The organism is Neobacillus sp. BF23-41, from assembly GCF_041106275.1.
The window spans coordinates 1-17,679 of the sequence record NZ_JBGBPR010000046.1 but is presented as its reverse complement, the minus strand read 5'-3'; the positions used below and the strand labels follow the sequence as shown (position 1 = coordinate 17,679).

The 17,679-nt window shown below is 35.9% G+C and carries 19 protein-coding genes and 2 pseudogenes; 14 read left to right on the top strand and 7 right to left on the bottom strand.

Features of this window, described 5'->3' with window-relative positions; translation table 11 throughout:
- Window positions 1-370 precede the first annotated feature (370 nt).
- From AB7942_RS28835 to AB7942_RS28825, 3 genes are all read left to right on the top strand, one after another.
- A complete protein-coding gene (locus tag AB7942_RS28835) occupies window positions 371-988 on the top strand; it encodes a DUF7010 family protein (RefSeq protein WP_369449522.1) in 618 nt (205 codons plus the stop codon).
- 65 nt (window positions 989-1,053) lie between these two features.
- A complete protein-coding gene (locus AB7942_RS28830; protein ID WP_369449521.1) occupies window positions 1,054-1,563 on the top strand; it encodes an RDD family protein in 510 nt (169 codons plus the stop codon).
- Window positions 1,564-1,854: 291 nt separating this feature from the next.
- Window positions 1,855-2,352, top strand: a complete 498-nt coding sequence (locus tag AB7942_RS28825; RefSeq protein ID WP_369449520.1) for a DinB family protein — start codon at window positions 1,855-1,857, stop codon at window positions 2,350-2,352.
- Between the two features lie 384 nt (window positions 2,353-2,736).
- Here the strand turns inward: AB7942_RS28825 and AB7942_RS28820 are convergent.
- Window positions 2,737-3,451: pseudogene (locus AB7942_RS28820) on the bottom strand (aldo/keto reductase).
- Window positions 3,452-3,505: 54 nt separating this feature from the next.
- On the opposite strand from AB7942_RS28820, the gene AB7942_RS28815 reads away from it, so the two are divergent.
- The 3 genes from AB7942_RS28815 to AB7942_RS28805 all read left to right on the top strand — a co-directional run bounded on the left by AB7942_RS28815 (window position 3,506) and on the right by AB7942_RS28805 (window position 6,109).
- Window positions 3,506-4,486, top strand: coding sequence for an NAD(P)/FAD-dependent oxidoreductase (locus AB7942_RS28815; RefSeq protein ID WP_369449519.1), 981 nt, complete (start codon window positions 3,506-3,508; stop codon window positions 4,484-4,486).
- Window positions 4,487-4,730: 244 nt separating this feature from the next.
- Window positions 4,731-5,069: a YolD-like family protein gene (locus tag AB7942_RS28810; RefSeq protein WP_369449518.1), complete on the top strand. Its 339-nt coding sequence runs from the start codon at window positions 4,731-4,733 to the stop codon at window positions 5,067-5,069.
- Window positions 5,070-5,170: 101 nt separating this feature from the next.
- Entirely contained in the window at window positions 5,171-6,109 is a 939-nt protein-coding gene (locus AB7942_RS28805) for a hypothetical protein (protein ID WP_369449517.1), read from the top strand.
- A 473-nt stretch (window positions 6,110-6,582) separates the two neighbouring features.
- On the opposite strand, the gene AB7942_RS28800 is transcribed toward AB7942_RS28805, so the two are convergent.
- Both AB7942_RS28800 and AB7942_RS28795 read right to left on the bottom strand, forming a co-directional pair.
- Window positions 6,583-7,605: an anti-sigma factor gene (locus AB7942_RS28800; RefSeq protein ID WP_369449516.1), complete on the bottom strand. Its 1,023-nt coding sequence runs from the start codon at window positions 7,603-7,605 to the stop codon at window positions 6,583-6,585.
- Window positions 7,598-8,095 carry a sigma-70 family RNA polymerase sigma factor gene (locus tag AB7942_RS28795; protein WP_369449515.1) on the bottom strand — a complete coding sequence of 166 codons (498 nt, stop codon included), beginning with the start codon at window positions 8,093-8,095 and terminating at the stop codon, window positions 7,598-7,600. Before AB7942_RS28795 ends, AB7942_RS28800 begins: the two co-directional genes overlap by 8 nt.
- Window positions 8,096-8,552: 457 nt before the next feature.
- On the opposite strand from AB7942_RS28795, the gene AB7942_RS28790 reads away from it, so the two are divergent.
- From AB7942_RS28790 to AB7942_RS28780, 3 genes are all read left to right on the top strand, one after another.
- The gene (locus AB7942_RS28790) at window positions 8,553-8,762 is read left to right on the top strand and encodes a hypothetical protein (protein WP_369449514.1); all 210 of its coding nucleotides are present in this window, start codon (window positions 8,553-8,555) and stop codon (window positions 8,760-8,762) included.
- A 201-nt stretch (window positions 8,763-8,963) separates the two neighbouring features.
- Window positions 8,964-9,554, top strand: coding sequence for a GNAT family N-acetyltransferase (locus AB7942_RS28785; protein WP_369449513.1), 591 nt, complete (start codon window positions 8,964-8,966; stop codon window positions 9,552-9,554).
- 232 nt (window positions 9,555-9,786) lie between these two features.
- The gene (locus tag AB7942_RS28780) at window positions 9,787-10,071 is read left to right on the top strand and encodes a hypothetical protein (RefSeq protein WP_369449512.1); all 285 of its coding nucleotides are present in this window, start codon (window positions 9,787-9,789) and stop codon (window positions 10,069-10,071) included.
- A 99-nt stretch (window positions 10,072-10,170) separates the two neighbouring features.
- On the opposite strand, the gene AB7942_RS28775 is transcribed toward AB7942_RS28780, so the two are convergent.
- The gene (locus AB7942_RS28775) at window positions 10,171-10,365 is read right to left on the bottom strand and encodes an IDEAL domain-containing protein (RefSeq protein WP_088090622.1); all 195 of its coding nucleotides are present in this window, start codon (window positions 10,363-10,365) and stop codon (window positions 10,171-10,173) included.
- A gap of 220 nt (window positions 10,366-10,585) precedes the next feature.
- Between AB7942_RS28775 and AB7942_RS28770 the strand changes: the two genes are divergently transcribed.
- Window positions 10,586-11,017, top strand: a complete 432-nt coding sequence (locus tag AB7942_RS28770; protein ID WP_369449511.1) for a DUF4395 domain-containing protein — start codon at window positions 10,586-10,588, stop codon at window positions 11,015-11,017.
- A 111-nt stretch (window positions 11,018-11,128) separates the two neighbouring features.
- Here AB7942_RS28770 and AB7942_RS28765 read toward each other — a convergent pair whose 3' ends face one another.
- Window positions 11,129-11,296 (bottom strand): hypothetical protein, encoded by a 168-nt coding sequence (locus AB7942_RS28765; RefSeq protein WP_369449510.1) that lies wholly within the window; start codon window positions 11,294-11,296, stop codon window positions 11,129-11,131.
- Between the two features lie 100 nt (window positions 11,297-11,396).
- Here AB7942_RS28765 and AB7942_RS28760 point away from each other — a divergent pair, with 100 nt between their 5' ends.
- The 3 genes from AB7942_RS28760 to AB7942_RS28750 all read left to right on the top strand — a co-directional run bounded on the left by AB7942_RS28760 (window position 11,397) and on the right by AB7942_RS28750 (window position 15,456).
- The gene (locus AB7942_RS28760) at window positions 11,397-11,843 is read left to right on the top strand and encodes a hypothetical protein (protein WP_369449509.1); all 447 of its coding nucleotides are present in this window, start codon (window positions 11,397-11,399) and stop codon (window positions 11,841-11,843) included.
- Between the two features lie 1,005 nt (window positions 11,844-12,848).
- Complete coding sequence (locus AB7942_RS28755) at window positions 12,849-14,015, top strand: MalY/PatB family protein (protein ID WP_369449508.1); 1,167 nt, start codon at window positions 12,849-12,851, stop codon at window positions 14,013-14,015.
- 739 nt (window positions 14,016-14,754) lie between these two features.
- Window positions 14,755-15,456, top strand: coding sequence for a ZIP family metal transporter (locus AB7942_RS28750; protein ID WP_369449523.1), 702 nt, complete (start codon window positions 14,755-14,757; stop codon window positions 15,454-15,456).
- A gap of 50 nt (window positions 15,457-15,506) precedes the next feature.
- On the opposite strand, the pseudogene AB7942_RS28745 reads toward AB7942_RS28750, so the two are convergent.
- Window positions 15,507-15,689: pseudogene (locus AB7942_RS28745) on the bottom strand (hypothetical protein); the annotation flags it as partial.
- A 247-nt stretch (window positions 15,690-15,936) separates the two neighbouring features.
- Here AB7942_RS28745 and AB7942_RS28740 point away from each other — a divergent pair.
- Window positions 15,937-16,149 (top strand): hypothetical protein, encoded by a 213-nt coding sequence (locus tag AB7942_RS28740; protein ID WP_335698780.1) that lies wholly within the window; start codon window positions 15,937-15,939, stop codon window positions 16,147-16,149.
- 225 nt (window positions 16,150-16,374) lie between these two features.
- Here AB7942_RS28740 and AB7942_RS28735 read toward each other — a convergent pair whose 3' ends face one another.
- Window positions 16,375-16,608: a DUF3892 domain-containing protein gene (locus AB7942_RS28735; RefSeq protein ID WP_369449507.1), complete on the bottom strand. Its 234-nt coding sequence runs from the start codon at window positions 16,606-16,608 to the stop codon at window positions 16,375-16,377.
- Window positions 16,609-17,679: the final 1,071 nt, after the last annotated feature.

Genomic DNA, 17,679 nt, shown 5'->3' with positions numbered 1-17,679 from the left:
ATAGTGCAAGCACGGTTCTGTGAGGGGGGTGGAGTACAATTTACCGCAAGGTAGAAAGGCTCCCTTCTACTCGACTAGTAAAATAACTGAGGTGCCATTTTTGTAGCTTTTTCACATTTTCCAATATTCAACAATCGGGCGCGTTTATTTAATAACGCGTCTTTTTCGTGTATTGGTCCATATAGTTGAATAAGGTATTTGAGATAAGGGGCGAGCAGAATAGTTCAGTAATTTGCCGGCCTGAATATAAATATAAATGTAAATATATAAAGGTATAGAGGGCTTTTTCGCCAATGAACCGCCTAAAGCAAATGTAAACAAACAAGTGGTTTTAATGAACAAATACATAGGTGAAAGGAGATTTTTATTTGTGACACATGCATCAAGTACTATTCCTAGAGCCGCAGTTCGTGGATCGGCAGTTGGCATATTTTTCATGGCGTTTTTTGGAACTCTGTGGGCGTATACAGGGATTATGGGATTAAACGGCTGGGGAGTTCCATTGTTGTTAATTGCTGCTATTACCATATGTATAGTTCTGTTCATCTGCGGTGTTTCATTAATATGTGCATCACGGGAATTAACGAATCAGGTTTCAAAAACAGATTTTAGGCGTGGGAATCGTACGATGTTTTGGTTTAACATTATTTTCGCGGCCGAGGGTTTGGCTATATTCATCACGATTGCTGTATGTAACGCTACTCGTCATTCTGAACTTATACCTCTCATAATCGCTATTATTGTCGGTGTTCATTTTCTTCCATTGGCCCATCTTTTCCGAGTAAGAATCTATTATTTTACGGGTACACTCCTTTGTTTACTTGCTATTATTACATTACTGTTTGTACCTGAGAAGGTTACGCTTGGGGAATATCAAATAAATGCATTTATGTCTGTAGTGGGCTTTGGCTCTGCTTTGATCTTATGGGGAACTAGTCTGGCAATATGGTTAATAGGTAGAAGATTGTTAGGTATCATTCCGAAATAAATATATTTGGTGAGGAGTTGTTTTTTGGGAGATCATGAGACGGAAATAGAGGAGCTGATCTTGCTATGTCTTATGCGCCATTTAAAATCCGTATTTACGCTTCCTTATTAGATTATCTAGTAATCGTTATATATGGTATTTTTATAGGTGGCATTTCTTTTGTATTTCGATCATTTTTAAACCCCTTATTTACAAGTTCCCCAGTAAAAGCTGAACTAACAGGTTTTTTTATGATGACGTTGCCAGTTACGCTTTATTTTATTTTATGTGAATGTTCTAAATGGCAGGGAACATTGGGGAAGAGAAAAATGGGTATCCGTGTTGTTGACGGTGTCGGTCAGCGCATTGGAATCGGTCGCTCAGCTTTTCGAACAGCTATCAAGTTTTTTCCTTGGGAGGTTGCTCACTTCGGTATATGGAGATTAATGCTTCCAACAGACTTTTCTGAGTTTATAGTTTATGTGATTCTATATGCTGTTAATCTTGTAATATTTTTATATCTAATAATTCCACTCACAAATAAAAAAAGGAAAAATGTTTATGACTGGATAGCAGGAACAGAAGTAGTGCGCTGATTATAATAAGGTGCTTATTTAGCTAATACTCTAGTCAAAAAGGTTAATGGACTCAATAGCCTTTAATAATATTTTCGTTCTTCCATTATCGGGCGCATTTCTGTTGCAAGAATTGTGCTCTTTCTTTATGTTAAGGACCAGATTGTTGAATAGGGTTTTACAAGAATAGCAAAATATCCTTCGCGATTAATATGCCTTTGAGAGAAGCGGATGGTTAGCTGAACATGATACAATGAATTTGAAAGGCTTGTTTAATAAATGAAGGATTTGCTAATTTAAGGAGGGAATGGAATGTTTACATCAGTAAATGATTTCTTAAACGAATGGAAACAAGAAGCAGCTGTTACCCAAAAAGTGCTGGATGTGCTGACGGATGAATCGTTGAATCAGGAAGTTTCTCCAAGATTATACAGCATTGGAAGCCTGGCTTGGCACATTACTGGAGCAGCTTACTACTTTCCTTCACAGGTTGGATTAAAATTTGAGATTCCTGATCTTCAAAAAGAGGCACCGAAATCAGCTGCTGAAATCAGCGAGACCTACAAAACAGTAAGTCAGCGGTTAACACAAGCATTTTCTGAACAGGTTTCAGATGAAAAAATGAACAAAATGGTGAATTTATTTGGAATGGACATGCCAGTTCAAGCTGTTTTCCGTCTGCTAATTCAACATCAGGCTCATCATCGCGGACAATTGACTGTCCTTATGAGGCAAGCTGACTTGAACGTTCCTGGCGTATATGGTCCTAGCAAAGAAGAATGGGAAGCAATGAATGCTCAAAAGAGCTGATATCGTCATGATGCAAAAAAGCCGGCGCCTGCCGGTTTTTTGTACTATCAGAATTTATTTCATTTTTTAACTCAGTTTGCGCACTGAATCCGTTTTTATATTCATTATAACAAAAATGATATTCAAGAATCTGGCGCTATTCTGTAAGAATTGCGTCTTTCTTTATGAATTGGGCCAGATTGTGGAGGATCAGTTTAAAAAAAATTTGGGTATTTTTCGATGAGATTGTGAAGGAATGTACTTAAGCTAACGTGGCAGGTTAGTTTAAGTACATTCCTTCACAAAGTCATAAGAAGCGTGATCTTCCTAGTTAGGGAATTGGGCACTTATTTTAGTAAAGAACAAAACAAGCTGCCCAATAATAGTAGGCATCCTTTCATTTTGTTATATATAATCATTAATAATCAAATTAAAGCTACGGAGCCCTTTCACCATCTCAGGATCTCTATGTGAAAAGAACAAACTCTCTTTCGTATCTAACGCAGCAATCGTATCCATATCTTCTTGACTTAATTCAAAGTCAAAGATATTAAAGTTTTCGATGATTATTTCCTTATGAACAGACTTTGGAATAACAACGATTCCTCTTTGTGTCAACCAACGTAAAATCACCTGGGCAACGGATTTATTATTCTTTTTGGCTACCGATACTAAAACTTCGTTCCCGAAGATGTTATTTAGGCAGGAGTTACTTCATTATGAATAATCAAATCGTTCAGACGGTCCATCTGGAAGTTACTAACCTCAATCACTCTGATCTTCCTTCTTGGTACAATTCCTTCATAGCACGCCAAGAGCCATATACATCACCTAATGGTTGATGAATTAAATATAAATCCAAATAGTCCAATTGCAGTCTTTCTAGCGATTTTGCAATTGCTTTTTGTGTGCTCTCTTAACCAGCATCCTGAATCCAGAGTTTTGTAGTAATAAACAATTCTTCTCTTGCTACGCCACTACGCTTAATTGCTTTGCAAACGGCTTCCTCGTTTTGATAGGCGGCAGCTGTATCAATTAAACGATAACCTGCCATAATAGCATCATAAACGCTTCAATCACATTCATCAGCGTCTGTAATCTGATAAACTCCGAAGCCCAGTGTCTGGTCGTCTTAATTACAGACTTTTGAATAGTTGAATAAAAGGGTGAAGATATGTCTCATAAAGATTCTTATCAATGCATTATTGTCGGAGGTGGAATTGCTGGGTTGCAGGCTGCAATTCAGCTCGGGCGATACAATCATCAAGTACTTGTGATTGATAAAGGAGAAGGACGTTCCACATTATGTAAATGTTATCATAACGTATTAGGTTGGCCTGATGGTGTTGATGGACAAACGCTTCGTCACTTAGGAAGACAACATGCAGAGAAATATGGAGTAACTTTTAAGGAAGATGAGATTGTAAAAGTAGAAAAACAAGGGGAAAAGTTCAAATTACAAGGAACTTCACTAAATTGCTATGAAAGTAAATGCCTATTATTAGCTACGGGTATAAAAGATCACATCCCATTAGAAATACCTAACTTAAAGGAATGTCTAGGAATATCAATATATATTTGCCCTGATTGTGACGGCTATGAAGTGACAAATAAAAAAGTGATTGTAGCTGGATCAGGTGATCCTGGGGCAAACATGGCTCTAACCCTTACGTACTGGACGAAGGAACTTATTTATATAAATTCAGACGGTAAGAAAATAAGTGAGAGTGTTCAAATGAATTTAGCTGAAAATGGAATTCCAATGATAGTGGACAAAGTTATTGGAGTAGAGACAAATGGTGAAGGACGGTTTACTGCCTTTTTGACAGGAGATGGAAATAAAATAAAAGGAGAACGAGGGTTTCTTGCCTATGGTGGAAATAAAGTAAATACAGATTTGTTAAAACAATTAGGCATTGAACGACTAGAAAATCTACATATCCCAACAAATCCGAGGACGAAGGAAACAAATGTACCAAACGTTTGGGTTGCAGGTGATATCGGTGTTCACTCGGAGCTATTAACAATTGCAATGGGAGAGGGAGCACAAGCAGCGATTTGGATCCATAAACGTATATTAGAACAAAGAAGGGACTCGATTGATAAATTTTTTTCCAATTCTTTTGAGAACACTAATGAAAATAGGGGGATTTGAAGAAAATGTTAAGGAGTTTTTTCATGAAAGAAAAGGCATTATTTTTATCATCATCCTTATAGGTTTGGGAATGATGGCTTACTACGGCGTTGAATAAACCAAAAATCAAGATAGCTTTACCTATTAAACCATTATTGGATTCCAAGCTTTCCTACCTTTAAGACCACGTAAAATTGGTCTTTTTATTTTTATTCACATACAGAACGTTTGTTCGTGTATAATAAGAACGAAGGAGGTGTTCGTAATGACGATAAGAGACCGCGGAAAAGTTAAATGGCAGTTCGCCTTTGGAATGCCGGAGCTAATTAAGGCGCAACGTGATTTATGGCGGGATTCAGAACGTGTTGAAAAACCGTTACTAGACGTTTATGAACTCGAGGAATTCGATCAGCGGATAGCTTACGCAATGGCGTATAAGCTAACGGTGAGGCTTAGCGTATGGTCTGACGGATTCACCACGGAGATTACTGGCGCCGTTAACCGCGTTGATCCGATTACGCATGAACTCCGAATAGATGTAAGGACTGGCGAATATGAACGGGTGGCATTCGAAGATGTGTGCGCAGTTACTGTCGTAGATTAGGTTTTTCTAATTTCAACTAACGGAGCAGGTTAGTGCAAGAAGGGATAAGATGAGAAAGAGGAGAATATGCGTGTAAGAATATTTATTAAGGAGCTGTTTATATGCTTCATATGAATGTAATCAAAAAATTTAAAACCTCTTATCAAATTAAATTTTCGAATGACTATCGTTTTTTATGTCATACAATGGGCAGTAAAACAATTATTTATGATACAAGTTCTTGGGAAAAAATAAAGGAGCTTAGTAAACCTAGTAATCCAGGAGATATTCATTTCTCAGACAATGATGATTATTTATATATAAAAAACACAATCGGTACTGTATGTGTGTATGAAACGGTTGGATTTCAGTTAATCAAAACCATTAAATCGAATAAAAAATATCAACTTGTTGAAGGGGACTTTGCTTTAACTAATACTTCACTCATTATCCTTGATACACTGAAAACGAAAGACGGACATCAACTGGCATTAATCAACATAGAGAAGGGTGAGTTTAGCGTACTAACTCAATTTAAAGATTCAATTACTCTTTTTTATTTTAATCACTTTATCCAGGCTGAAAGTGCCTATTTATTTACTTTGAGTTATGTAAATAATGAAGGTTACCGAGTCGAAAAAATAGTAAAAGTTAAAGAACCAATAAATAAAGAGTCCATTGAAGTATTAGACAACTTAGAAATTCGGAATTGGGATTCCATCATCTTTAACTCTATTCATAACATATATATTGTGGTTCAAGATTATGACATAGTTATACTTGATGGACAGTTTAAAGAAATTTTAAAGAAAGACTGCTTATCAGAACAGGATTATCCTGACCACTTTGGTTATTTTCAACATATGCACCAGTCAAACGATGGTCGATATATTATCCTTACATATAGTGAGACAGTTTTAATCCTGCGATACGATGATTTAGAACCCATTGTAGTTGAAGAAATACAATATGCTTGTTTTGGGGAATTCAGCAACGATGACCGATTTATTCTTATAGGAACGTGGGAGAATGGTTACATCCTTGAAAACACCCTACGTTAGTGTCTTGGGAGAGATGAAGGTCACCGTTCTTCTCTTTTCTAATAATGATTGTGAAATTCTTCACTTAAAGTAACGGGTGCTTATCTTGAATAAGATTTAAGCAATGATCTTCCACAATCAATCGCTATTAACAGGTAGTCACAAAAAAAGGCAACACTTGGCCGCCTTCTTTCCTTGGTATCATGGTTTATAATTAATACTCAATGAAGATATCACCATTAAAAAGGTAAAAATCAACAGAAAGATACAAAGGGAGAGCCCCCATATGGCAAAAAGCCTCGATCTTCTCCTAGTAAATAACCCAATGACACCGAGAAAAAATCCTAAAATTGGAAGCTGAATGATAAAGACTCCCGGAAACACTGAATTTTTTAGTAATAGGGCAACATTTAAACCAGCTAATGAAATGAGAGCAATCAGAAAAGATAAAAATCCTGATATTGTAGGAAGGCTTCTTCCCCCTCCTTTTTTCTTTATTCCCAGTTCCATAGTTTCACTTCCCCCACCTTCATCGCGCGAATTTCTTTGATATCCTGCAGTTTTCTCAATTCTTCCGTGGGACCAGTTATGACGGCACCATAAACCTTAATACCGTGTTGCTCGATATAGGCTAGGCGACTCCTTATAGACAAAGATTTGGCGCGAGCGACTTTTTCAGCAACCGTTTCATTTTTTTTAAGCAATTTTAAAATATCAAGAAAAACCTCCTCATTCGATTCACCATTGGTCTTAAATGGGGACCATGTAGTTGGGTCATACTGTGCAGGGTAGCCTAGCGGCGTAATTGGTACACCGCCGGCGTCTTCTTGTTTGATTTCCATTCCTGTATCAACGGCAAACCAGCGGAGCTCCATATTTTTAGGTAGGCTATTTTTCAAATCCTCTGGTTTCATTAACTTGTTTAGCGAGACATATACCTCAGCGACTGTTCCATCTGGAAGTTTTTTTAATTTATCCCATTCATCTGTTTCAGTATAAGGAATTCTTACTTTAGGGTGTACAATGACCTCCGTTTCCTTGCTAGGGTTTTCAGACAATGGCCGATCTAACAACAAATTCTTCTTTGGAAAACTTGGATGGTTCAACAAGAAGTCAATATCATAGTTTCCAACCTTATAATCTTCTTTACCAATTCTTTTAAAAACATCAAACTTTATATTCATTGAAAAAAAACTAATTTCATCTTCTAAATCCATCTCTTCTAAGCTCATATTTGGTTCAGTAACATAAATCGTCTTTGTTACAACATCAATTAGGTGGTCCGCTCGACCACCAATTGCGTAGTACATATAAGTGGCTAAAGTCATGACAGGAACAATCAATAAAAGAATAGCGAGACTGATCATGATGTTCGATCTTCGTGCCATATTTTTACCTTGATTCACAATCTCTGTTTGGCCTTCTTTTGAGTATGGGTGAAGCCCTCTCACATCATTCAGAGATTCTTTTAGATAATTTTGATAGTCTTCTTCCATTTGTTTTTTTTCATCACTCATCTGACGTCATCCTTTCCTTCACTCTGATCATGACCTTCCTGCGGCCCCGATGTAAATGGCTTTTCAGTGTATTTATTTTCATATCCAATATTTCCGCGGCTTCATTGTAGGTAAGCTGATGTAAATCGCATAGCAGTAAAACATGACTTTCCTGTTCTTTTAACGAATGAATGTCATTTAATAATAATTGAAAACTCTCTTTATCTAGCAGTCTTTTTTCTGGCGTTTCCTTTGAGATGGGCCCACTTTCTTCAAATTGCTCATTAAAGGCCAGGCGCTTATTTTTCCGTTGAAAGTCAATAAAGGCATGGTAGGCCACCTTAAACAGCCATGCTCTGATATTAGAAATTTCATAATCCTCGAGCTGCAAATATGCCCTGTAAAAGGCATCATGCACTAAATCCTCAGCTATAAAATGATCTTTTGAAAGGGAGTAAAGATAGCGATATAAATCATTTACATTTTCTCGATAAGCTTGATCAAGCTCCACTGCCTCTCCCCCTTTCAACCTAACCACGTTTAACGATAACAAAAAGTTGCAATCATGGAAATTTTTTTCTAATAAACGACGTTCATGAAAATTGGAGCGGTGCTCGAAGTTACTTATGAGCAACTATATGAGCACAATATGCTATTAAGCGATGCTTATACAATAAAATGGCGCTTTTCTTTAATGAGAAGGCGTCCTTTTTTAATGAGCTAGATTCTAGAACAATACATTTTAGGGATTGGAATTAATTAGAATGTATAAGAGGTTGTGAAGGTTTTTACTTAAACTATAGGGTACATAAGTTCAAGATGGATCGCTGCGGCGGTCTTTTTGCTTGTTGTACTAACGGAGCAGTTTAGTGGAAGAAGCATTAAGATATTTTTGTTATAATATGGATAAAAGTTGGTAGTGCAGGCTACTGGTTAATTTTAAAAGACTTTATTAAAGGAGGTTCACAATGGAGGTAATTTTAGCAAGTGTGTTTTCAGCTATCATAATATTTATTACAATCTTTTTTATGATGAAGGTATTCATTATCGCCTTTAAGAGGAATGATATATCACTTCGGAAATGCATTATTTTTTCTACTTTTTCAATTGTAATTGGTTTATTAGTGGCAAGCGTTTTACCCTTTGGTTATCAAAAAATAATTGATTACATTAACTAACTTCTTCTTTAAGAAAGTCGTTCCTAATCGAGGTATTTCATAGATTATAAATCAACAATAAAAATTAACACTTAAGCTAACGGGTGCGGTTCTTCAATAGCGAGGGATCGCTTTTTCCTTCTTCAAGTAACGTGGCAGTTTAGTTTAATAAGGCATCACTAGTATCTTTCGAAAAATCTTGCACATGGAGAGTGTAACAAAGTGGAAAAATCTGAACATATTTATGTACGGTCAAATCGCCTGATTTTGAGACAATTTTCACAACAAGATGTTGATTCCTTTTATTTGTACCGTTCGAGTCCTGAAGTGGCTAAATTTCAGTCTTGGGAGAAATATCAATATCACGATGCTGAGTTATTTGTTAGAAAGCAATCGAAGTGGGTGCCAGATCGACCTGGCACTTGGTTTCAGTTTGCGATTGCCTTAGTTGAGACGAATCATTTAATTGGAGATTGTGCTCTGCACACACTCTTGGATGAGCCTCGAATTGTCGAAATTGGCTTCACCCTCGCCGAAGAGCACCAGGGAAATGGCTACGCCAGTGAAGCGGTGAGAGCGTTATTGTGTTATGTATTTAATGGTCTTAGAAAACACAAGGCGATAGCTTTTACGGATGTTAGAAACGAAAAGTCCATCCGTCTACTTGAACGTGTAGGCATGAGGAGAGAAGGACATTTGTTGGAAAACTACATGTCAAAAGGACAGTGGGTTGACGAGTATCAATATTCATTACTGCAGTCGGAATGGGAGAAAAGTATAAAGGCAAGTACAAGGAATAGCCAGCCTTACTGAATATCTGGAAGAGAATTTGTTGTACTTACGGATGCGATTCTAAAAAAAAGAAGAATCGCTTTTTCCTTATTGAAGTAACGAAGCAGGTTAGTACAAGAAGGATTATAGACTTAAAAGTGGAATTATTGACCTTAGTTATGGTTTTCAGGAGTTGGTTTTTTATAAAGAATTTTAAGGAGAGGTAATTCAATGTTAGAGAAAAATAACATACTCTGGTGAAGAAATAATTGATGTGTTAAAGGAAATTGAGCTTATCAGGGTATCATTGGCTCGAATGGGTTCTTACTATGCGCCGCTTTTAAAGGGAGATAAAGAGAAAAATAAGGCAGAGTACGAAAAAGAAACAACTCAATTTATTGATGGATGGAATGTATACAAGAGGTTAGCAAAAGCGTGTTACATATTATGGCTTAAACTTGATGATACATTGGAAAAAGATGAAATAGATGACATAGAAAGAGCAATGGAAGGTCTTAAATATTGGACTAAACCGAATGATAAACCATTTTCTAATTAAGCTAACGGGTGCTTTAGTTCAACAAGCAGTATAAAAAGGATCTTCAACTACTGGAAGATCCTTTTATACTGCTTATAAGAACGATTATATAAAACAATTTTAAGAAACTTTCTTTAATTCCTCTGTTAATCTTAGGAATTCTGCTTTATTTTTGTCTCGTAAGGACAGGTCGATTTTCTTTTGAATTTTCTCTTTTCGGAAATCACGAAGGGCTTTGTCTAATACCATTTCAGCAAATAGAGAATCCATGACATTAACTTCAGGTTGAGGTGAATTAAGCAAATTCTTTTCCATAAGAAATCAGCTCCTTGACCTTTTTTCTATTATACTAATCATTTTTGGACTATTCAAATATTTAAAATTGGTAATTTGAGAGAACAACAAAATGAATCATACTTTATTCGTTACGAATCATGAACCCCCAAGTAAATTATGCTTTTTTTCTTCACAAAATAGAAAAATAGGAGTAAAATCAAAGTAAATCACATAAAACCGATAAGGTAGGTTGGATTTAATGAAAAGTCAAGTACGTTCAGTTCCTCGTCCCCTTGTTCGAACAAATCAGTGGTTTATTGTGGTGTCTGTATTGTTCACTTGGATAACTAAGCAAGAATGGATCCTTGCTATCCCTTTATTAGCAGGTTTAATGGGCTTGTTTTTCGGATTTAATCCTGTAATGCGCATAGCTAAGCTGTTTTTAAGAAATCACCCATCACAATATATTCCTGAGGAATGGGATCAGCAGCAATTCAATCAAACGATTTCCGTCATTTGTCTCGCAGTGGGATTAATAAGTTTTCTAATGAATTGGACCATATTAGGTTATGTCTTTACCATTATGGTTGCTGCAGCTGCATTTATTGCAATTTTAGGATTTTGTGTTGGCTGCTTTATAAGATATCAATGGAAACAATACCAATACAGAAGATCTCTAAGTAAACAATAATATAGATGGAATTTGTTGAGGGCAGGAAATAAAGTTCATTTCCAGTCCTTTTTTATATTGCTGGAAGGGCTAAATATTTTAACTAGCGGAAACACTGAAAACTGTTCACCGTTACATTCGTTGTATTTCATTCATTTTTTCGTTTTGTTCCATTTGATCTAATTTACTCCTTGTGTATCTATTGGAGAAAAATAACACTATGATGAAAAAAATCAAGCATCCACCCATCATAACCAACAAGAAATATTGCAACCATGAAACGAGAACTGAAAACTCCATTCAAATCCCCCTCGTATAATGACTTGTCTTCTATGTATTTCTATGAATGTGAAAAAATCCCTTCTATTAAAGCGCAATAATATAAAGGTTTGACCTTTTTATGGTAAGTATTTATTTGACCATTACATTGGTTAAGGAAAAGAAATCAAGATGGATGGTGGTCTCAGTTTTTGTTTTGGATGCTTATATTGATAAGACAACACCGGAAATCATGACATTATCTACCTTTGAGCTGTTATATTTGCTTAAATTGATACGGAAAGAGCGGAATGACATGTATCATCATATGCATGTGTTTCGCCGTGCTGGTGAAGAAAGCAATGATTTTAAAGAAGCTGAAAAGGAATCAGGCCGGGATTATTTGTATTTCACAAAAAAGGCGTTTGTTGTGGAAAATATCATTCGGACCCGTTTAGGGTATGTACCGGACCGGATCACGGAAAGTTATCTGGTAAAGTATGTGCAAAATATCAAAAATGACAACAAAACCGGTCCTATGATTATTCGAACACAGCGGAAGGAAAAAAAGGTCAATGAAAAGGGGTAACGGAGCTTTAAATATAGCGGGAAGTTGGGTATATCTATTTTTGTATACAGCCATGCAAAAGTGCCACCTCTGCCATGACGAGAGCCACCCTATGATACGTTGACGGACTAGACGTGCACTTTACATGGAGAGGGGCATGATAGGAATCCATGCCCGAAGAGGCTCCATGTAAAGTGACAATCAATTGCAGAACCCTTTTTTATTGGTGGCTGTCCTACTGGCACTTGTGGCTCTCAACTTTGGCATTAGTGGCACTGAGTCATGGCAATATTCAATTTTATAATACTCTTGTACTTGAGTATTGTAGGTTACTGCTATTGCTCTGGCTTATCCCCGTTTCCGTGAATAAAGATATATAAAAAAAGCTGATTTTCCTTAGCGTACGAGAAATCAGCTTTTTTTTTCCATTAGTAATTAGTGTGAGTTGCACGTCAAAAAGTTGGAGGTATCCCTAGCGTAAAAAAATCAGGGTTTTATCTTCTGAAAAATGTCTAACATACGATATCCGCGTTTTGTCGGCAGGACTCCTTGTTGGATGACAATAAAGATGTTTCATTACAAATAAAGTTGTTACATTTACAATAAAGGTGTTTAAAAACGCCAGTCATGTTATTCCATTAAAGGGCCATTTAATTGAGGAAGAGTTAGCTTCTTATTATACAACGGGATTGCTCCCCCATGGTGACACCTTTAACCTATATGAATGCAGTTGCTAAGCTACAAAGGGGACGCCTGGAATCCTCATTCAATTCCCTTTTTATGCGCCTTAAGGCTTTAGTTGATTAAATAATTTTTAATAGGCAGACTGATTTACTGTATTATTCTAAAAGACTACAACATTTTTTGATATGGGATATGTGTTAAATAAAATCAAATGGACGAGACTGCGAAGTTAATAACAGACTTTTTCAAAAGAAGGCCAAAGTCACACGGATAACTATACTTCAATTTCCTGTATAAAATGGATAGACTATCAATAGGTGATGAAAGATAGGAGAGAATGCCATGCAACTTGAAAAATTTATTGATCGAAGAAAAACACATTCGGTTAAATGGTACATAGAAGATCAAGATATTATTCCATTATGTATAGCCGATATGGATTTTCAAGTTTCAGAAGAAATAGTAAATGCCATAAGTCAAAAAGCAACGCACGGAATTTACGGCTATAGTACGTTTTGCGAGCGTTATTATGATGCTGTTCAGTATTGGTGGAAAACACAATACGATTGGGAGTTAAAACGAGAGTGGATTTCTTTTAGCCCGGGAATCATTCCTGGAATTAATTTATTGTTAAATGCATTAACACAACCAGGTGATGCGGTTATCGTGCAAGATCCTGTATATTATCCGTTCTTTTCTACGATTGAAACACAAGGTTGTACCATTTTAAACAATTCACTTGTTTATTCGAATGGTTCATATGAAATGAATTTTGAAGACTTTGAGGAAAAAGCATCACATCCCAATACGAAAGTATTTATTTTGTGTAGCCCTCACAATCCAGTAGGTAGAGTGTGGACTCGGGAAGAATTACAAAAAATTGGAGAAATTTGTGATGAACATGGTGTCTTTGTTATTTCGGATGAAATGCATGGGGATTTAACTTACTCAGGTTATAAACATACACCATTTGCAACGGTTCATCCAAACCATTTAAAGTTTTCTATTACATGTGCTGCACCGAGTAAAACATTTAACATTGCGGGAATGCAAAGCTCTATATTTATTATTCCGAATAAAGATGTTAAAGAAAAGTATGAAGCGCTTTTAACAGGATACGGATTAATGCGGCCAAATGCCTTTGCAGTGGAAGGGACGATTGCTGCCTACTATAGAGGATTACCTTGGCTTCAAGAAGTAAAGAGTTATTTAGAAGGGAATCTTCAATATGTTTGTTCGTTTCTAAAAGAATATATTCCTTCAATTAGAGTAGTGAAACCAGAAGCAACCCATTTGATTTGGCTAGATTGTCGTGAACTAGGAATTCCACACGAAGAATTGCATACGTTCTTCTTAGAAAATGTAAGAGTTCGCCTCGATGAAGGAATGAAGTTCGGTAAAGGTGGATATGGTTTTGAACGTATAAATATTGCATGTTCGCGTGAGGTTCTAACTGAAGCTTTACTTAGAATGAAAAATGCAGTAAAAGGAAAAGAAGAAACTTCCTAACGTGTTTTGAACTGACACATAGTTCGGGGACACTAATAAAACACTAGGCTACCGATGAAACGTATGTAAAAGGTCAATGGATGTCTGAATCGTGAAGTGGATTCCGAAGGAAATGCAGACTTATTATTATAAATAAACAAAAAAATACATTAACCCAACTTTCCATTTTTAGAACCCAAAATCCTTAATAGGTATGGAGTTTGGGTTTTTTATTGTTCACTACAACTGTACGTTTGAAATAAAGTTACACTGTTTTGAAAAAAGATGAACTGTTTATAAAAAAGTTAAACCGTTTTGAAAAAGTTGCACTGGAAATTCTCTTTTTGAACATATATCTCTTGCATCCTCCACAATCGGGTGCTTTAATGGAGTAACGAAAAGGAGCCCAATTTCTCTATTATAATATAGAGGAATTGGGCTTATTAATATTCGATTTTCCTTAACGTTGTAAATCCGCATTTTCCTGACACTACCCCTGGAAGTAAAAATGGAGTAAGTAGATACTTGTCAAAACACAAAAGGGGAGCACATCTTCACGCATATGGTTCATTAAAAACAACAATATGCTTTTGAATATTGTTACAACGAAAGACGATTAGCCTTACTTCTGTAGGAAGTAAGGCTAATCGTCTATGATTTTAGGTTAATTGAAACCTGTCTTTTTTACAGTGGTTGTACATATAATGCAATAAAAAATGATTAAAGGTGGTTTTATGTGGGGACCAATTTAGGAATAATTATGAGTGCATTATGTACTGCGGTTGGAGCGGTGCCTGCTTTGTTATTAAACAATGTATCGCACCGTGTTAAGGATAATTTATTGGCATATAGTGCAGGGATTATGGTTGCAGCGTCTACCTATGCATTAATTCCTTCTACCTTAAAGCTTTCAAACATGTTCGTATTAACTTTAGGGATTTTACTCGGGACAGCTATGCTTACCATATTAGAAATTATCTTACCACATGAAGAAATTGACCATTCAACCCATGGTTCTGGACAAGCAAGGCCACTTCTATTAATAGCTGCTATGGCTATACATAATATACCAGAGGGACTGTCAGTAGGAGTCAGCTATGCTAGTAAATATGAGGGTTTAGGATCCCTTGTTTCCTTTTCAATTGGACTTCAAAATATACCGGAAGGATTTCTTGTATGCTTATTTTTAGTTTCTAATCGTATTCCTAAAGTACAAGCTTTTTTATATACTGCTTTTACAGGAGCTATTGAGTTTGTATCAGCTTTTCTTGGAATCCATTTAACTGACCAATTCCTTAATATCGTACCATATGGACTAGCATTTGCAGCCGGAGCCATGCTTTTTGTTGTGTATAAAGAGTTAATTCCTGAAAGCCATGGAGATGGAAACGAACGATCGGCAACCTTTTCTTTTGTCATGGGACTATTAACGATGATTTTTATTATTGAGTTGTCAATCTAAATATAAAAAATAAACCTTTTTATCTTGGGATTAAACTAGTAAGTTGAGTTTAATCCCATTTTTATTGTCGAAATATTATATAAACTGTTATCACCTAGCATTTCCGTTTCAGCACCCCAGTAGATGTCTTCTTCTGGATGCCAAATGTCTGGGCGTCCGCCTCCAAAACCAAATGTCTTGCCGCCCATTGATTCAATTGGAACATTACCAGTTAGAAGCAACAAGTCGGCCCAAAAATGATCTAAACTCATTTCAATTACCCGTAAATCCAATTGCAAGGGTTATGAAATCCTGCGAATAAGTGAGCATTCGAGAGATATTCGTATCAAACTGAGGGAGTTGAACAAGAAGCCATTAGCTCTTTTTCCACAATCGGGCCATTTTATGGAATAAAAATAAAGAGAAATTGATGGGAATCGTGGTGTGAACGAAGAAATACATATCAGATCATTAGTATTACAAGAGGAGGAAGCGTGCATTTTGAATAAGAAGGATGATAAGAAGGTTCATATCTACCATATTACATTAACAAACGGCGAACTGCTCAAAAACATTCGAATCGAAGGTTCGCTTGAATGGAAACTTTCAGGTATCGCAGCACATCTAATTGCTGTGGAAGATGACAACGGGAAAAAAGTTGTATTGAGCAAATATCAAATTGTCAAAGCTGAACTGGTAAACATCGAAGATTAAGATTGTGATGATTTCACTTAAACTAACGGCTGCTATAATTCAATAAGCCAATATATAGAAAAATGCTCAGAGTTTATATGCCCTGAGCATATTTTTATATGCCGATTATTTTGTTAATTTTCTTGTTAATCCTAATGTTAATTCTCCCGTGATTTTAACCGCTAATTGGAATTTTGTACTTCATAATAGAACCCGTTACTAAAAGACTCTTTTTTAATATTTCCGTCAGAACTGGGGGAGATTATCAAGGTTGTTGGACGGATCACCGTCCGGATTGCTCCGAAGATGTTCCTCTCCATCGCCACCCTTGAAAACATTGACGTTTACAATTAACCCACTTTTTTCCATCTGTTGTGCTTCTTTGAAATCAACGACTTGACCGTTTGACAACTTTAATTCAATAATATCGTCATCTCCATTCTTACGGACGGCGATGACAGATTCTTGACGCTTTTCCATAATTTCTCCTCCTATATATAAGTAGGATGACTTAAAAAAATAAAAAAATTCATATTTTATGAACCTTGCAGCCGAAGATTAGCTGTGTAAATCTTTCGTCCAATGATTGCGGACCTTATTTTATAAAATAATCAATTCGTAGTAGCGGACGCTTTTATAAGTTGTGAATAGTTTAACTTATAATAATGCGTGTATTAATTTAAGATGGGGTTGCGGTAGCAATTCCTTTTTCTTATTGTGCTAACTGGCAGGTTACTTGAAGAAGGAATCATTTATTTTAATTGAGAATAATCCAATTTATCAAAAAGCAGCGTAAAACCCCTAGCTTTAGCTATGGGGATATAAGCTGTATTTTTGTTCGTTTTTTTAGGATAATTCAAGTAATTTTACTATACATTCTATGAAATTCTTTGGTATAATAGGAATATAAATAGAACATTTGTTCTATTGAGTGGGGGTGAATAAAATGTATCGATCCTATAAAATACAAATTCAGCCGGAACATGAATTGTTCGACTACTGTGACTTACTCTGTTTTAAAGCGAAAAATTTATACAATATCACCAACTACTATATTAGGCAGGTTTACACAGCTTTAAAAAAAGAAACAAGAAATGAAAATCAACTTCAAGTTCTAACAAATATTCAAGACCATTTACCTCAAATGAATAAAATTCGTCTAAAAAGTTTTGAGAGAGCCAAATCTAAGCCTAAAAAAGTCGGAATAATGGTCATGTTTTGGAGCCAAAACCGAAGCTATTTGAAATGCCCCATCCAGAGAAAGCATTCCTTCCCTATAACTTTGTTGAAGCACTGTTTAAAGTGATGAAACAAACCGATTACATTTCTATGCCTCTCAATCCAATCAACAAACAATAAAAAAGGTATATGATGATTGGAAAAGTTTCTTCCAAGCTTGCAAGAAATATAAAATTAATCCTACTAGCTTTTCCGGAAAGCCAAAGATTCCAAAATACAAACCGAAAAATGGACGCACGACCTGTTATTTAACCAATCAAATTACCAAAATTAAAAATGGAAATATGCTTTCATTACCAGGAACTCCTCTTA

Excerpts from the sequence above, each read along its gene's own strand:
- AB7942_RS28775 (WP_088090622.1), bottom strand. The coding sequence starts at position 10,365 with ATGGAAAAGAATTTGCTTAATTCACCTCAACCTGAAGTTAATGTCATG.
- AB7942_RS28805 (WP_369449517.1), top strand. The coding sequence starts at position 5,171 with ATGCTTCATATGAATGTAATCAAAAAATTTAAAACCTCTTATCAAATT.
- AB7942_RS28735 (WP_369449507.1), bottom strand. The coding sequence starts at position 16,608 with ATGGAAAAGCGTCAAGAATCTGTCATCGCCGTCCGTAAGAATGGAGAT.
- AB7942_RS28770 (WP_369449511.1), top strand. The coding sequence starts at position 10,586 with ATGAAAAGTCAAGTACGTTCAGTTCCTCGTCCCCTTGTTCGAACAAAT.
- AB7942_RS28810 (WP_369449518.1), top strand. The coding sequence starts at position 4,731 with ATGACGATAAGAGACCGCGGAAAAGTTAAATGGCAGTTCGCCTTTGGA.
- AB7942_RS28825 (WP_369449520.1), top strand. The coding sequence starts at position 1,855 with ATGTTTACATCAGTAAATGATTTCTTAAACGAATGGAAACAAGAAGCA.
- AB7942_RS28755 (WP_369449508.1), top strand. The coding sequence starts at position 12,849 with ATGCAACTTGAAAAATTTATTGATCGAAGAAAAACACATTCGGTTAAA.
- AB7942_RS28750 (WP_369449523.1), top strand. The coding sequence starts at position 14,755 with ATGAGTGCATTATGTACTGCGGTTGGAGCGGTGCCTGCTTTGTTATTA.
- AB7942_RS28790 (WP_369449514.1), top strand. The coding sequence starts at position 8,553 with ATGGAGGTAATTTTAGCAAGTGTGTTTTCAGCTATCATAATATTTATT.
- AB7942_RS28800 (WP_369449516.1), bottom strand. The coding sequence starts at position 7,605 with ATGAGTGATGAAAAAAAACAAATGGAAGAAGACTATCAAAATTATCTA.
- AB7942_RS28765 (WP_369449510.1), bottom strand. The coding sequence starts at position 11,296 with ATGGAGTTTTCAGTTCTCGTTTCATGGTTGCAATATTTCTTGTTGGTT.
- AB7942_RS28830 (WP_369449521.1), top strand. The coding sequence starts at position 1,054 with ATGTCTTATGCGCCATTTAAAATCCGTATTTACGCTTCCTTATTAGAT.
- AB7942_RS28760 (WP_369449509.1), top strand. The coding sequence starts at position 11,397 with ATGGTAAGTATTTATTTGACCATTACATTGGTTAAGGAAAAGAAATCA.
- AB7942_RS28815 (WP_369449519.1), top strand. The coding sequence starts at position 3,506 with ATGTCTCATAAAGATTCTTATCAATGCATTATTGTCGGAGGTGGAATT.